This window comes from Kitasatospora sp. NPDC085895, from assembly GCF_040702125.1.
GTDB lineage: Bacteria > Actinomycetota > Actinomycetes > Streptomycetales > Streptomycetaceae > Kitasatospora > Kitasatospora arboriphila.
The window spans coordinates 1-14,049 of the sequence record NZ_JBFBJY010000078.1 but is presented as its reverse complement, the minus strand read 5'-3'; the positions used below and the strand labels follow the sequence as shown (position 1 = coordinate 14,049).

Genomic DNA, 14,049 nt, shown 5'->3' with positions numbered 1-14,049 from the left:
ACGGGGCTCCGCAGCGACAGGCACGAGAGGACCGCGCACCCCATGACCCGCGTCATCGCCGGCACCGCCGGCGGCCGCCGGCTGGCCGTACCGCCCGGCCGGACCACCCGACCCACCTCCGACAAGGCGCGGGAGGCGATGTTCTCCACGCTGGAGGCGCTGCGCGGCACCGTGCACGGGGCGCGCATGCTCGACCTGTTCGGCGGGTCCGGCGCGGTCGGCCTGGAGGCGCTCTCCCGGGGCGCGGAGCACGCGCTGCTGGTGGAGTCGGACGCGAGCGCGGCCCGGGTGATCCGGGAGAACGTGCGCACCCTCGGCCTGCCGGGCGCCGAGGTGCGCGCCGACCGGGCCGAGCGGGTGATCGCCGGGCCCGCCCCGGCGGTCCCCTACGACCTGGTGTTCATGGACCCGCCGTACTCGGTGACGGACGACGAGGTGCGCGAGATGCTGATCACACTCCGTGCCGGGGGCTGGATCGCGGAGGACGTTCTGGTCACCGTGGAACGCAGCACCCGCGGTGGCGAGTTCGGCTGGCCGGAGGGCTTCGAAGCGCTGCGCTCGCGCAGGTACGGCGAGGGCACCCTCTGGTACGGTCGCGCCGCCGACGAGGCCGATCGACACTCGTAGCACCGGTTACCCCACAAGGGAGCACACGACATGCGCCGCGCCGTCTGTCCGGGGTCCTTCGACCCCATCACCAACGGACACCTCGACATCATCGAGCGGGCCTCCCGGCTCTACGACGTCGTCCATGTCGCCGTCCTGATCAACAAGAACAAGCAGGGCATGTTCACCGTCGAGGAGCGCATCGGCCTCATCGAGGAGACCACCGCCAAGCTCGGCAACGTGAAGGTCGAGTCGCACAACGGCCTGCTGGTCGACTTCTGCAAGGAACGCGGCATCCCGGCCATCATCAAGGGCCTGCGCGCGGTCAGCGACTTCGACTACGAGCTGCAGATGGCCCAGATGAACCACGGCCTCAGCGGTGTCGAGACGCTCTTCGTGCCGACCTCGCCGACGTACAGCTTCCTCTCCTCGACCCTGGTCAAGGAGGTGGCCTCGCTCGGCGGCGACGTCTCGCACCTGCTGCCCGAGGCGGTGCACCGCCGGCTGGTCGACCGGATCGCCGAGCGCCGCGGCTGACGGCGGGGGCGGACCGCCCCGGCCGGGAGGACCGCTGGCGGGACGCGTCCGGTCGAAACGGACAATCCTGGCGAACCGTCACAGCCCCCGGCACGGCCGGAACGCCCGGCCGTGCCGGATGTTGTGAGCCGCGCCCCCGGTGGCCGTACAGTCTGTAGTCCTGCCCCGCGGTGCCGCCCGCGCCTCGGGGCCTGCCTCCGCCAGGACCCCCGGCGGCACACGGAAAGACAGAAGCGCCCGTGGACGTGCAGCAGCAACTGGACGAGATCGTCGCGTCGGTGGAGAACGCCCGCGCCATGCCGATGTCGGCGTCGTGCGTGGTGAACCGGGCCGACCTGGTCGGCATGCTCCGTGACCTGAAGGCCGCGCTGCCCGCCGAGCTCGCGCAGGCCCAGTCGGTGGTCGCCGACCACCAGCAGATGGTCGCGGACGCGCACTCCCAGGCGGAGGAGATCATCCGCGGGGCGCACGACGAGCGCGGCTCGCTCATCTCCGACACCGAGGTCGTGATGCGCGCCCGGGCGGAGGCGGACCGGATCCTCGCCGAGGCCCGCGCCGAGGTGGAGGCCAAGCGCGCCGAGGCCGACGACTACGTCGACTCCAAGCTCGCCAACTTCGAGGTCGTGCTGACCAAGACGCTCGGCGCGGTCGGCCGCGGCCGGCAGAAGCTGCGCGGCGCGGGCGTGTACGAGCCCGAGGACGGGACGGGCGAGGACGGCGAGGAGTTCCAGCCGCGGGTCAGCCCCAGCCCGGAGGCCGACGAGTACGTCGACGCCAAGCTCGCCACCCTGGAGGCGGTGCTCGGCGCCACCCTGGAGGCGGTCGGCAAGGGCCGCGACAAGCTCCTCGGCAAGCAGCCCATCGACGAGCTCGGCGCCTACCTGGCCGCCGCCGACGAGGCCCAGCAGCAGAAGGACCGCGCCGAGGCGGTCGCCGCCGGCTTCGCGACCGAGGGCGAGGAGCAGCCCTGGTACCGCGAGGAGGTGCCGCAGCAGCAGGCCTGGCCCGACCAGACGCCCGCCGCGGCCGGCTGGCAGAACCCGGGCGAGGACGCGTACGGCAACCAGGGCGCTCCGCAGTACGCCGACGTGTACGGCGGCTACGACCCCTCCGCGGGCGGTCAGACCGACCCGTACGGCAACCAGTACGGCTACCAGCAGCCCGCCACGGCCTACCAGGGCCAGGAGGGCGTGGCGGACGGCTACTACCAGCAGCAGGGTTACCAGGCCGACCCGTACGGCAACCAGTACGGCTACCAGCAGCAGCCGCAGGCCCAGCTGCCGCACCAGCAGCAGGCCGGTCTGGACGAGACGAGCTTCTTCGACACCAGCATGATCGACATGACCAGGCTGCGGGAGCTCGGCGGCCGCTGAGGGCGGAGGGTCGGGCACCGACTTTGGGCCTGGCCCGAGTCTCCGGTAGTCTGACCACTCCGGCCTGTTCGCACCGGCCCCGTCGCGTGCCCGCACACCGGTCACGCACACCACCCCAGAAGGATCCGCGGAACGCAGGGATGCGTACCGCCCCAGGAAGTCAGGACACCTTGAACCGCCTCGACCACCGCGACCCACTCGTGTTCGACACGCACGAACTCGGTCGTCGCCCCGGCTCGATGCGCACGGTGTCGCGGACCCTGGAGGCCCCGCAGGGCCTGGGCGTCGCGGAGGTCATCGGGGTCCCGGAGAAGAGCGAGATCTCGCTGGAGCTCCGCCTGGAGTCGGTCGTCGAGGGCGTGCTGGTCACCGGCACCGCCGAGGCGCACGTCGAGGGCGAGTGCGTGCGCTGCCTGGAGCCGATGGACGACGACCTGGAGGTCGACTTCCAGGAGCTCTACTACTACCCGGAGTCCGACGAGCGCCACCGCGCCCGGACGGCCGGGGCGGAGGACCTCGACGAGGACTCCGAGGACGAGACTTACCGACTGGAGGGCGATTTCTTCGACCTCCAGCCGGTGCTGCGTGACGCGGTGGTGCTCGCACTGCCGCTGCAGCCGGTGTGCCAGGACGACTGCCTGGGCCTCTGCTCCGAGTGCGGGGCACGCCTGAGCGACGACCCGGCCCACCACCACGACGCCGCCGACCCCCGGTGGGCGGCTCTGCAGGGACTCTCCGCCGCCCCCGGCGACGAGGGTGACGAGAACAAGAACAGCGACACCCGTGAGGGTCTCGCCGAGAACCAGGAGAAGTAGCCGTGGCTGTTCCGAAGCGGAAGATGTCGCGCAGCAACACGCGCCACCGCCGGTCCAACTGGAAGGCCGTCGCGCCCGCGCTCGTCGCGTGCGACCGCTGCCACGAGCCGAAGCTGGCGCACATCGCGTGCCCGAGCTGCGGCACGTACAACCGTCGCCAGGTCCTCTCGGTCTGATCGGCGGGGTGCACGGATCGATGTCGGACGGCAACTCCTCCCGCAAGCCGGGCCCTTCGAACGGGGGCAAGGGCGGCGGGCCGGCCTCGACCGAATACGACGTCCTGGAAGGGCGCCTCGGGTACGAGCTCGAGCGCGCCCTTCTGGTACGCGCCCTCACCCACCGCTCGTACGCGTACGAGAACGGCGGGCTGCCCACCAACGAGCGCCTCGAGTTCCTCGGCGACTCGGTGCTGGGCCTGGTGGTGACCGACACCCTCTACCGCCTCCACCCGGAGGTCGCCGAGGGCACGCTCGCCAAACTCCGCGCCGCGGTGGTGAACTCCCGCGCGCTCGCCGAGGTCGGCCGCGGCCTCGAACTCGGCACCTTCATCCGCCTCGGCAAGGGCGAGGAGGGCACCGGCGGCCGCGACAAGTCGTCGATCCTCGCCGACACCGTCGAGGCCGTGATCGGTGCGGTCTACCTCGACCGCGGCCTGGACGCCGCCACCGAGTTCGTCCACCGGCTGTTCGACCCGCTGATCGAGGAGTCCTCGCAGCTCGGCGCCGGCCTGGACTGGAAGACCAGCCTCCAGGAACTCACCGCCGCCGTGGGCATCGGCGTGCCCGAGTACGTGGTGTCCGAGTCCGGACCCGACCACGAGAAGACCTTCGACGCGGCCGCCCGCGTCGCCGGCCAGGACTTCGGGCACGGCAGCGGCCGCTCGAAGAAGGAGGCCGAGCAGAAGGCCGCCGAGAGCGCCTGGCGCGCCATCAAGGCCAAGTACGCCGAGAGCACGCCCGACACCACCGGCTGAGGCGGCCCGCATGCCCGAGCTCCCCGAGGTCGAGGTCGTCCGCCGCGGCCTGGCCCGCTGGACGGCCGGCCGCACCGTCGCCGAGGTGCAGGTCCTGCACCCGCGCTCGGTCCGCCGGCACACCGCGGGCGGCGAGGACTTCGCCGCCCGCCTCGTCGGCACCACCTTCGGCGAGGCCCACCGCCGCGGCAAGTACCTCTGGATACCGCTCCCCGGCACCGGCCACTCGATGGTCGGCCACCTCGGCATGAGCGGACAACTGCTCGTCCAGGACCCGGCCGCCCCCGACGAGACCCACCTGCGGGTGCGGTTCCGCTTCACCGACGGCGGCCGCGAACTGCGCTTCGTCGACCAGCGGACCTTCGGCGGCCTCGCCGTCGAGGAGGCCGAGGACGACGACCCGGAGGCCACCCCCGTCTCGCTCGCCCACATCGCCCGCGACCCGCTCGACGGACGCTTCGACGACGCCGCCTTCGTCACCGCCCTGCGGGCCCGCCGGACGACCGTCAAGCGCGCCCTGCTCGACCAGACGTTGATCAGCGGCGTCGGCAACATCTACGCCGACGAGTCGCTCTGGCGCGCCAAGCTGCACTACGACCGGCCCACCACCGGCATCACCCGCCCCCGCGCCGCCGAACTCCTCGGCCACGCCAGGGACGTGATGAACGCGGCGCTCGCCGTCGGCGGCACCACCTTCGACAGCCTCTACGTCAACGTGAACGGGGAGAGCGGCTACTTCGCCCGCGACCTCGACGCCTACGGGCGCGAGGGCGCACCCTGCCACCGCTGCGGGACGCCGATCCGCCGGGCGGCCTGGATGAACCGCTCCAGCTACTTCTGCCCCCGCTGCCAGCCGGCGCCGCGACAGCGGTAGGCGCACGGCAGGCCCCTGGGTGCCGCCCCCGGGGTGCTGCCCCGGGGCGGGTCTTCAGCGGTCGGCGAGCTCGGGCTGGTGGGGTTCGACGCCGTGGAGGGCGCCCTCGTCCTCGCCGAACCAGGCGACGCCGACGGCGCTGACCACCGCCAGGACGAAGCCGATCGCGGCCAGCCAGCCCAGGCCGTCCCGCGAGGAGTCGCCCAGCCAGATCACCCCGACCGCGCCCGGCAGCACCGTCTCGCCGACCACCAGCGCGGCGGTCGCCCCGTTCACCGAGCCGACCTGCAGGGCCACGGTGTGCAGGTACATCCCGCCGAGGCCGCCGACCAGGATGGTGTACAGCGCCGGGTCCGACACCAGCGCGACCAGGTCGAACGGGTCGACGCCGTCCAGGATCCGCACGCCGATGCCCAGCGCGCCGAAGCCGAGGCCCGACAGCAGGCCCGCCACGATCGCCCCGCTGCGTCCGAGCCGCCGCACCAGCAGGCTGCCACCGGCGATCAGCACCACCGTCACCGCCAGCAGCCACCAGTGCACCGCCCGCGCGACCACGTGGTCGCCCTCCGGCCCGGCCGCCACGGCCAGCATCACCAGGGCCCCGCACAGCACGCCGATCGACAGCCACTCCAACTGCTTGAGCCGCAGCCCGAGCAGTCTGACGCTGAGCAGCGCGGTGATGACCAGGTTGGCGCTGATGATCGTCTGGGAGAGGAACAGCGGCAGCAGTCGGGCGGCCAGCGCGCCCAGCCCGAACCCGACGAAGTCCAGCACCGTGCCGAGGATGAACTCCCACGTCACGGCGGCCTTCGCGGTCGAGGACAGGCTCGGGCCGCCGTGCTCGGTCAGCGACACCCCGCCCTCGGACCGGGCGGCCTCCTCGCGCGCCGAACGCCGGGCGCCGAGCGCCTGCAGGACGGAGCCGGTGCCGTAGCAGGCGGATGCCGCGACGGCGGTGACGAGGCCGATGAACACGAGGGCTCCGATCATGAGCGGACTGGCAGGCACCACTATGCCCCGTCCGCGGCGGCGTCCGGCACCGCCGGGGGTCTTCCGGCCGGTCGGCGGGGGAAGGATCAGACCGGGGGTGCAGATCGGGGCGCCCGGCGTGCGACCGCAGGAGGGGGAGGGCGCGCCCGGGCGGTAGCGTCGGAGGTATGAGAACCCTCCTGCACCGCCCGGCGGTCGCGCTGACCGCGCTGCTGACCGGCGTGCTGCTGCTCCTCGCGCCGGCGGCCTCCGCGGCCGGCGTGCCCGACGCCGCGGCGACCCTCAAGCAGGGCAAGGTCTACGTCGACCCGTCGATGACCGGCCGTTTCTCCGAGGCCCAGGCCGCCGACCTGACCAAGAAGATCGCCGACACGGACAAGCCGATCTTCGTCGCGGTGGTCCCGGCGAACGACCAGTACCCCGCGGCCACCGTCGCCCGCGACCTGCGCACCGAGGTGGGCGTCGTCGGGGTGTACGCGATCTGGCGCGGTGAGCAGTTCAAGGCGTTCTCCGACCGTCAGGCCCTGCCGCCGGCCTCCGCGGACCGGATCGCCGGCGCCGCCTTCCGGGCCCACCCGAACGACGTCAACGGCGCCCTCAACGACTTCGTCGACCAGGCCGCCCCGCAGACCCGCGGGCACGGCGTGGCCTCCGGCGGGGTGAGCACCGCCGCGATCGTCGTCCCGCTGGTGCTGCTGGCCCTCGCCGGCGGCGGCGTGCTGCTGCTCCTCCGGCGGGCCAAGCGTCGCAAGGAGGAGCAGCGCCGGGCCCAGCTCGCGCAGCTGAGGACGGTCGTCGACGAGGACATCACCGCCTTCGGCGAGGAGCTCGACCGGCTGGACTTCGACCCGCGGGCGGCCGACGCCGACGACGAGCAGCGCACCGACTACACCCGGGCGCTGGACGCCTACGAGCAGGCGAAGCAGCGGATGGACGCGGCCACCGGGCCGGAGGACGTCCGGCCGGTGACCGAGGCGCTGGAGGACGGCCGGTTCTCGCTGGCCGTGCTCGCCGCCCGCCGCGACAAGCGGCCGCTGCCGGAGCGCCGCCCGCCCTGCTTCTTCGACCCGCGGCACGGCCCGTCGGTGGAGGACGCCGACTGGGCGCCGGCCGGCGGGGCGCCGCGCAGCGTCCCGGTCTGCGCGCAGGACGCCGCCCGGCTGCGCTCGGGCCTGGACCCGGACGTCCGCACGGTGCCCACCGAGCACGGCCGCGAGCCGTACTGGAACGCCGGGCCCGCGTACAGCCCCTGGGCCGGCGGCTACTTCGGCTCGGGCATGCTGCCCGGGCTGGTCGCCGGCACCGTGCTCGGTTCGGTGCTGGCCTCGCCGGGCAGCGCCTGGGCCGCCGACGGCTACCAGGGCGGCCCGGAGGGCGGCGAGTACTCCGGCGCGGACTTCGACCAGAACGACTTCGGCGGCTTCGACGGGGGCGGCGGCGGGGACTTCGGCGGCGGGTTCGACGGCGGCGGGGGCGGGGATTTCGGCGGCGGCTTCTGAACCGCCGGTCCGTGCGCCCCGTCGCCGGCGCACGGCCGGGCGGGTGAATCCGGCCCGCCGCGTGCCGGTCACCCGTCCGAGGGACTCGCGAAGGGCTTCGCAGGGTCGCGGAGGTGCCGTGCGGGTGCGGTGAAACCACTTCGCACCGACCGTCCGGGGTCGCACTATGGTCGTGGCATGCACGGTCACGACAGTTACGGCCATCACACGCTGGGGCACGACGGTGTCCGGCCGGTCCGGGTCACCGCCTGGGTCCGCGGCCGGGTCCAGGAGGTCGGATTCCGGTGGTGGACCAGGGCCCGCGCCCTGGAGATCGGCCTGACCGGGTACGCCGTGAACCTCGGCGACGGCCGGGTGCAGGTCGTGGCCGAAGGACTGCACGCCGACTGCGAGGAACTCCTCGTCCTGCTGCGCGGCCCGGACACTCCGGGCCAGGTCAGCGGGGTCACCGAGATCTGGACCGCGACCGGGGACGGGTACGACGGATTCGCGATCCGCTAGCACACCGCAGTTGCCGGAGGGATGGAGAGACCCTCCGGCAACTGCCGGTGTCATCCGGTTGCCAATCGGGCAGACTCGTGGTTGACTCCGCACCAGCAGTGATCCACCGGCTCAGGTGGCCCGCCCTACCCCGTGGTGTGACCTACCCGCCATGCAGGTGAGAGGGGCGCGGTAGCGTGCGGTGATCGTGTTGACCCGTACCGTCTTTGGTGAGACGCTGGAAGCCCGCGCACCAGTCCGCGTTTACCCGGCAGGGTCGAGCCGTCGTGTGCCCAGCTCACTGCGCTCGCCCTGGAGTGCCCAGCCAGCACGTTCGGGTGGACGGGGCGTGCGCACCCCTTCCCCCTAGACCAGTACCGCAAAACGGTTCGGTCACTCAGCGTGGAGGACCATACATCATGGCAAAGGCGCTTCTCGGGTACGTCGGCGGCCCCGACCCGCGAATGCTCTCCGAGATGCGACGGCTGCAGCAGCGCGTTCACGATCTGGAGGCCGAACTTCTCCGGCTCCGGACGGAGAACGACGCTCTCGCCGCTGTCGCCGACGAGCACTCGCTGCTCACCAGCATCGACATGGATCACCGGGAGCCTGCGCTCACCTGATCCTTCCACGATCCGATCGATCGACGCCGTCGGTGCGCTGAGCTTCCCGAAAGGGATCGCAGCCTGCAAGGGACGTCCGGTGTGGCGTCCCTTCGTCGTGTCCGGAGCCCTCCCCGCGCGAATGCTGCCCATGCCGCGTCGCACCCAAACCGCCTCCTGACGCCGTCTCCCGCCCATGGCCGGATACAGTCGCCAGCACAGCGCCGAACACTGGCGAGGAGGTCGGACGGGTGCACCTGAAGAGTCTGACGCTGCGCGGGTTCAAGTCGTTCGCCTCGGCCACGACCCTGCGGTTCGAACCCGGCATCACCTGCGTGGTCGGCCCGAACGGATCCGGGAAGTCCAACGTCGTCGACGCCCTCTCCTGGGTGATGGGCGAACAGGGCGCCAAATCGCTGCGCGGCGGCAAGATGGAGGACGTCATCTTCGCCGGCGCCGGCGGTCGCGCCCCGCTGGGCCGTGCCGAGGTCAGCCTCACCATCGACAACACCGACGGCGCGCTGCCCATCGACTACTCCGAAGTCACCATCACCCGGACGATGTTCCGCAACGGCGGCAGCGAGTACGCGCTCAACGGGACGGCCTGCCGGCTGCTCGACATCCAGGAGCTGCTCTCCGACTCCGGCATCGGCCGCGAGATGCACGTCATCGTCGGCCAGGGCCGGCTCGACTCCGTCCTGCAGGCCGACCCGATGGGCCGCCGCGCCTTCATCGAGGAGGCCGCCGGCGTCCTCAAGCACCGCAAGCGCAAGGAGAAGGCGCTGCGGAAGCTCGACGCGATGCAGGGCAACCTCAACCGCGTCCAGGACCTCGTCGCCGAACTGCGCCGCCAGCTCGGCCCGCTCGGCCGGCAGGCCCGGATCGCCCGCCGCGCCGCCGGCATCCAGGCCGAACTGCGCGACGCCCGGCTGCGCCTGCTCGCCGACGACCTGCTCGGCCTGCGCCGCGCCGTCGAGGCCGAGGTCGCCGACGAACTCGCCCTCAAGGTCCGCCGCACCACCGTCGAGCAGCAGCTCGCCGCCGCCGTCCGGCGCGAGGCCGTGCTGGAGGCGCAGGTCGAGCAGCTCGGGCCGCGGCTGGAGACCGTCCGGCAGACCTGGTACCGGCTCTCCGCGCTCGCCGAGCGCACCCGCGGCACCGTCGGACTCGCCGAGGCGAAGGTCCGGCACGCCCGCACCGGCACCGAGGGCGAGGAACGACGCGGCCGCGACCCCGAGGAACTCCTCGCCGAGGCCGCCCGGGTCCGCGAGGAGGAGGCCGCCCTCGCCGAGGCCCTGGAGGAGGCGCAGTACGCCCTCGCCGAGACCGTCGAGACCCGCGGCGAACTCGAACGCTCCCTCGCCGCCGAGGAGACCCGGCTGAAGGGCGCGGCCCGCGCCATCGCCGACCGCCGCGAGGGCCTCGCCCGGCTGCAGGGCCAGGCCGCCGCAGCCCGCTCGCGGGCCGCCGCCGCCGAGGCCGAGATCGGCCGGCTCACCGAGGCCGCCGCCGAGGCCGCGCAGCGCGCCGGGACCGCCCAGCAGGAGTACCGGGAGCTCCAGGAGGAGACCGACGGCCTCGTCGCCGCCGACGACGACCACGAACGGGCCCACGAGCAGGCCCGCGCCGACCTCCAGGAGGCCGAGCACGCCCTCGCCGCCGCCCGGGACGCCGCCGCGGCCGCCGAACGCGAACGGGCCGGCCTGACCGCCCGTCACGAGGCGCTCTCCCTGGGACTGCGCCGCAAGGACGGCAGCGGCGCCCTGCTCACCGCCGCCGACCGCCCGGCGGGTGTGCTCGGCTCCGCCGCCGAGCTGCTCACCGTCCACCCCGGCCACGAGACCGCCCTCGCCGCCGCGCTCGGAGCCGCCGCCGAGGCCGTCGCCGTCGACGGACCGGACACCGCCGCCGAGGCACTGCGGCTGCTGCGCAAGCAGGACGCCGGCCGCGTCGCCCTGCTCCTCGCCGACGCCCCCCGCCCGACCGGCGCCGAACGGCCCGCTCGGCCCGAACTCCCCGACGGCGCCCACTGGGCGGCCGACCTGGTGGACGCCCCCGCCGGGCTGCGCGCCGCCGTCGACACCCTGCTCGCCCGGACGGCCGTCGTCGCCGACCTCGCCGCCGCCGGCGAGCTGACCGCCCTGCACCCCGGGCTCACCGCCGTCACCGCCGACGGCGACCTGCTCGCCGCCGCCTGGGCCCAGGGCGGCGCCGCCGGTGCGCCCAGCCTGCTGGAGACCCAGGCCCAGGTCGCCGAAGCGGCCCGCCGCATCGACGAACTCGACGTCCGCTGCGCACGGTCGGCGGAGGAACTGGCGGCCGCCGCCGAACGCCGCCGCGAACTCTCCCTGGCCCAGGACGAATCGGCCGCGGCCCGCCGCCGCGCCGAGAAGGAACGCGCCCGACTCGCCGGCGCCCTCGGCCGGTCCGCCGGACAGGCCAGGGCCGCCGCCGGCGAGGCCGAACGCCTCGCCGCCGCCGCGCAGCGCGCCGAACAGGGCCTGGCCGACGCCCGGGACGCCGCCGAGGAACTCGCCGCCCGGCTGGAGGCCGCCGAGGAACTCGACGCCGCCGCCGAGGACGAGCCCGACACCGCCGAACGCGACCGGCTGGCCGCCGCCGCAACCACCGCCCGCGCCACCGAGATGGAGGCCAGGCTCGCCGTCCGCACCCACGAGGAACGGGTCCGCTCCCTGGCCGGCCGCGCCGACCGGCTCGACCGCGCCGCCGCCGCCGAACGCGAGGCCCGCGCCCGGGCCGCCCGCCGCCGCGCCCGCGCCCGGCACGAGGCCGCGGTCGCCACCGCGGTCGCCGACGGCGCCCGGGTGCTGCTCGCCGCCGTCGGGTCCTCGCTGGCCGCCGCCGACGCCGAGCGCACCGCCGTCGAGCAGGACCGCACCGGGCGGGAGGCCGAGCTGCGCACCGCCCGCGAGCACGGCCGCGAACTCAAGGCCGAACTCGACCGGCTCGTCGACGCGGGCCACCGGGACGAGGTGCTGCGCGCCGAGAAGCGGCTGCGCATCGAGCAGTTGGAGTCCCGCGCGCTGGAGGAGTTCGGCATCGGAGGCCAGGAGCTGATCGACGGCTACGGCCCCGACCAGCCCGTCCCGCCGCCCGTCCCGGAGGACGGCGCCGAGCCCGGCGAGCCCCGCCCGTACGACCGGGCCGAGCAGGAGAAGCGGCTCAAGGCCGCCGAACGCGCCCACCAGCAGCTCGGCAGGGTCAACCCGCTGGCGCTGGAGGAGTTCGCCGCGCTGGAGGAACGGCACCGCTTCCTCGGCGAGCAGCTCGACGACCTCAAGAAGAGCCGGCGCGACCTGATGGACATCGTCCGGGACGTCGACGCCCGGGTCGAGCAGCTGTTCAGCGCCGCCTTCCAGGACACCGCCGCCCAGTTCGAGGGCGTCTTCTCCCGGCTGTTCCCCGGCGGCGAGGGCCGGCTGGTGCTCACCGACCCCGAGTCCATGCTGACCACCGGCGTCGAGGTGGAGGCCCGGCCGCCCGGCAAGAAGGTCAAGCGGCTGTCGCTGCTCTCCGGCGGCGAGCGCTCGCTGACCGCCGTCGCCCTGCTGGTCTCCATCTTCAAGGCCCGCCCCAGCCCCTTCTACGTGATGGACGAGGTGGAGGCGGCGCTCGACGAGACCAACCTGCGTCGGCTGATCGCGATCATGGAGGAGCTCCGGGAGAGCTCCCAGCTGCTCGTCATCACCCACCAGAAGCTCACCATGGAGGCCGCCGACGCCCTCTACGGCGTCACCATGAAGGGCGACGGCATCTCCCAGGTGATCAGCCAGCGGCTGCGCGACGAGCACAAGGAGAGGCGCACCCCGGCCCCGGCCGGCTGAGCCCGCGCCCGGCGGGCCCACGGACGGTGAGCGAGCCACGCCGCCCGGCTACTCCCGGCGGCGCGGGGGCGTCGCCGATACTGGGGGGGTTATGGAATACGTGATCCTTGCCGTAGTCATCGCCGTGGTCGCCGTCGGTGCGATCGCTGGCCTCGTCGTCAACGGCAGACGACGCAAGCAGGTGCCTCCCAAGCCCGAGGCACCCGTCATCACGCCGCCGCGCGAGCCGCAGGTCGGCGAGGAGTCCGCCCCGCCCAGCGAGGCACCCGTCCAGACCATCGAGGAGGTGCAGCTCCCCGAGGCCCCCGAGGCCACGACGGCCCCCGAGGCCCCCGAGGTCCCGGTGGAGGCCCCGGCGGAGGCCGCGGCCCCGCCGGCGGTCGAGGTCCCCGAACCCACCGCGGGCCGGCTCGTCCGGCTGCGCTCCCGGCTCTCCCGCTCGCAGAACGCGCTCGGCAAGGGCCTGCTCACCCTGCTCTCCCGGGACCGCCTCGACGAGGACACCTGGGAGGAGATCGAGGAGACCCTGCTCACCGCGGACATCGGTGTCGCGGCCACCCAGGAGCTCGTCGACAGCCTCCGCACCCGGGTCAAGGTGCTCGGCACCCGCACCCCCGCGGAGCTGCGCGGCCTGCTGCACGAGGAGCTCGTCGCGCTGATCGGGCCGGACGCAGACCGCACCGTCCGCTCCACCAAGCACGAGGAGGGCCCGGCGGTCGTCCTGGTCGTCGGCGTCAACGGCGTGGGCAAGACCACCACCACCGGCAAGCTCGCCCGGGTGCTGGTCGCCGACGGCCGACGGGTGGTGCTCGGCGCGGCCGACACCTTCCGCGCCGCCGCCGCCGACCAGCTCCAGACCTGGGGCGAGCGGGTCGGCGCGCACACCGTCCGCGGGCCCGAGGGCGGCGACCCGGCCTCGGTCGCGTTCGACGCCGTCAAGGAGGGCATCGCCGAGGGCGTCGACACCGTCCTGATCGACACCGCGGGCCGGCTGCACACCAAGACCGGCCTGATGGACGAGCTCGGCAAGGTCAAGCGCGTCGTCGAGAAGCACGGCCCGGTCGACGAGGTGCTGCTCGTCCTGGACGCCACCACCGGCCAGAACGGCCTCGTCCAGGCCCGGGTCTTCGCCGAGGTCGTCGACATCACCGGCATCGTGCTGACCAAGCTCGACGGCACCGCCAAGGGCGGCATCGTCGTCTCCGTCCAGCGCGAACTCGGCGTGCCGGTCAAGCTGGTCGGCCTCGGCGAGGGCGCCGACGACCTCGCCCCCTTCGAGCCGGCCGCCTTCGTGGACGCCCTGATCGGCGACTGACCGGCGACCGGACGGCACGGCCACCACGGCACGGCCACGACAGCAAGAGCGGCGGGGGGGGGCCCCGGGGGCCGGGGGGGCGGGCGGGCGCGCGGCGGAGCGCGGGGGCGGGGGGCGGGCCCGCGCCGGCGCGCCGGGCG

13 protein-coding genes are annotated in these 14,049 nt (G+C 74.1%); 12 read left to right on the top strand and 1 reads right to left on the bottom strand.

The window, feature by feature from the left end:
* Positions 1-42: 42 nt before the first annotated feature.
* From rsmD to mutM, 7 genes are all read left to right on the top strand, one after another.
* The gene (rsmD, locus tag AB0442_RS33420) at positions 43-627 is read left to right on the top strand and encodes a 16S rRNA (guanine(966)-N(2))-methyltransferase RsmD (protein ID WP_344627287.1); all 585 of its coding nucleotides are present in this window, start codon (positions 43-45) and stop codon (positions 625-627) included.
* A gap of 30 nt (positions 628-657) precedes the next feature.
* Positions 658-1,143 (top strand): pantetheine-phosphate adenylyltransferase, encoded by a 486-nt coding sequence (gene coaD / locus AB0442_RS33415; protein WP_363543870.1) that lies wholly within the window; start codon positions 658-660, stop codon positions 1,141-1,143.
* A 239-nt stretch (positions 1,144-1,382) separates the two neighbouring features.
* The gene (locus AB0442_RS33410; RefSeq protein ID WP_366167364.1) at positions 1,383-2,516 is read left to right on the top strand and encodes a cell division initiation protein; all 1,134 of its coding nucleotides are present in this window, start codon (positions 1,383-1,385) and stop codon (positions 2,514-2,516) included.
* 140 nt (positions 2,517-2,656) lie between these two features.
* Positions 2,657-3,331 (top strand): DUF177 domain-containing protein, encoded by a 675-nt coding sequence (locus AB0442_RS33405; RefSeq protein WP_366167363.1) that lies wholly within the window; start codon positions 2,657-2,659, stop codon positions 3,329-3,331.
* 2 nt (positions 3,332-3,333) lie between these two features.
* Positions 3,334-3,507 (top strand): 50S ribosomal protein L32, encoded by a 174-nt coding sequence (gene rpmF / locus AB0442_RS33400; protein ID WP_030275709.1) that lies wholly within the window; start codon positions 3,334-3,336, stop codon positions 3,505-3,507.
* Positions 3,508-3,527: 20 nt separating this feature from the next.
* Entirely contained in the window at positions 3,528-4,304 is a 777-nt protein-coding gene (gene rnc, locus AB0442_RS33395; protein WP_043175798.1) for a ribonuclease III, read from the top strand.
* A 10-nt stretch (positions 4,305-4,314) separates the two neighbouring features.
* Entirely contained in the window at positions 4,315-5,178 is an 864-nt protein-coding gene (gene mutM, locus AB0442_RS33390; RefSeq protein WP_366167362.1) for a bifunctional DNA-formamidopyrimidine glycosylase/DNA-(apurinic or apyrimidinic site) lyase, read from the top strand.
* A gap of 54 nt (positions 5,179-5,232) precedes the next feature.
* Here mutM and AB0442_RS33385 read toward each other — a convergent pair whose 3' ends face one another.
* Positions 5,233-6,153: a hypothetical protein gene (locus AB0442_RS33385; protein ID WP_344627302.1), complete on the bottom strand. Its 921-nt coding sequence runs from the start codon at positions 6,151-6,153 to the stop codon at positions 5,233-5,235.
* Positions 6,154-6,335: 182 nt separating this feature from the next.
* Between AB0442_RS33385 and AB0442_RS33380 the strand changes: the two genes are divergently transcribed.
* The 5 genes from AB0442_RS33380 (at position 6,336) to ftsY (ending at position 13,909) form a co-directional block, all read left to right on the top strand.
* On the top strand, positions 6,336-7,667 hold the full coding sequence (locus AB0442_RS33380; protein ID WP_366167361.1) for a hypothetical protein: 1,332 nt from the start codon (positions 6,336-6,338) through the stop codon (positions 7,665-7,667).
* A gap of 177 nt (positions 7,668-7,844) precedes the next feature.
* Positions 7,845-8,168: an acylphosphatase gene (locus tag AB0442_RS33375; RefSeq protein ID WP_263103514.1), complete on the top strand. Its 324-nt coding sequence runs from the start codon at positions 7,845-7,847 to the stop codon at positions 8,166-8,168.
* Between the two features lie 398 nt (positions 8,169-8,566).
* The gene (locus tag AB0442_RS33370) at positions 8,567-8,770 is read left to right on the top strand and encodes a hypothetical protein (RefSeq protein WP_344627281.1); all 204 of its coding nucleotides are present in this window, start codon (positions 8,567-8,569) and stop codon (positions 8,768-8,770) included.
* 230 nt (positions 8,771-9,000) lie between these two features.
* Positions 9,001-12,594: a chromosome segregation protein SMC gene (gene smc, locus AB0442_RS33365; protein ID WP_366167360.1), complete on the top strand. Its 3,594-nt coding sequence runs from the start codon at positions 9,001-9,003 to the stop codon at positions 12,592-12,594.
* A gap of 91 nt (positions 12,595-12,685) precedes the next feature.
* Positions 12,686-13,909 carry a signal recognition particle-docking protein FtsY gene (gene ftsY / locus AB0442_RS33360; protein WP_366167359.1) on the top strand — a complete coding sequence of 408 codons (1,224 nt, stop codon included), beginning with the start codon at positions 12,686-12,688 and terminating at the stop codon, positions 13,907-13,909.
* Positions 13,910-14,049 lie beyond the last annotated feature (140 nt).

Coding starts and splice junctions, on each gene's coding strand:
- rsmD (WP_344627287.1), top strand. CDS start 43: ATGACCCGCGTCATCGCCGGCACCGCCGGCGGCCGCCGGCTGGCCGTA.
- coaD (WP_363543870.1), top strand. CDS start 658: ATGCGCCGCGCCGTCTGTCCGGGGTCCTTCGACCCCATCACCAACGGA.
- AB0442_RS33405 (WP_366167363.1), top strand. CDS start 2,657: ATGCGTACCGCCCCAGGAAGTCAGGACACCTTGAACCGCCTCGACCAC.
- rnc (WP_043175798.1), top strand. CDS start 3,528: ATGTCGGACGGCAACTCCTCCCGCAAGCCGGGCCCTTCGAACGGGGGC.
- mutM (WP_366167362.1), top strand. CDS start 4,315: ATGCCCGAGCTCCCCGAGGTCGAGGTCGTCCGCCGCGGCCTGGCCCGC.
- AB0442_RS33380 (WP_366167361.1), top strand. CDS start 6,336: ATGAGAACCCTCCTGCACCGCCCGGCGGTCGCGCTGACCGCGCTGCTG.
- AB0442_RS33375 (WP_263103514.1), top strand. CDS start 7,845: ATGCACGGTCACGACAGTTACGGCCATCACACGCTGGGGCACGACGGT.
- AB0442_RS33370 (WP_344627281.1), top strand. CDS start 8,567: ATGGCAAAGGCGCTTCTCGGGTACGTCGGCGGCCCCGACCCGCGAATG.
- ftsY (WP_366167359.1), top strand. CDS start 12,686: ATGGAATACGTGATCCTTGCCGTAGTCATCGCCGTGGTCGCCGTCGGT.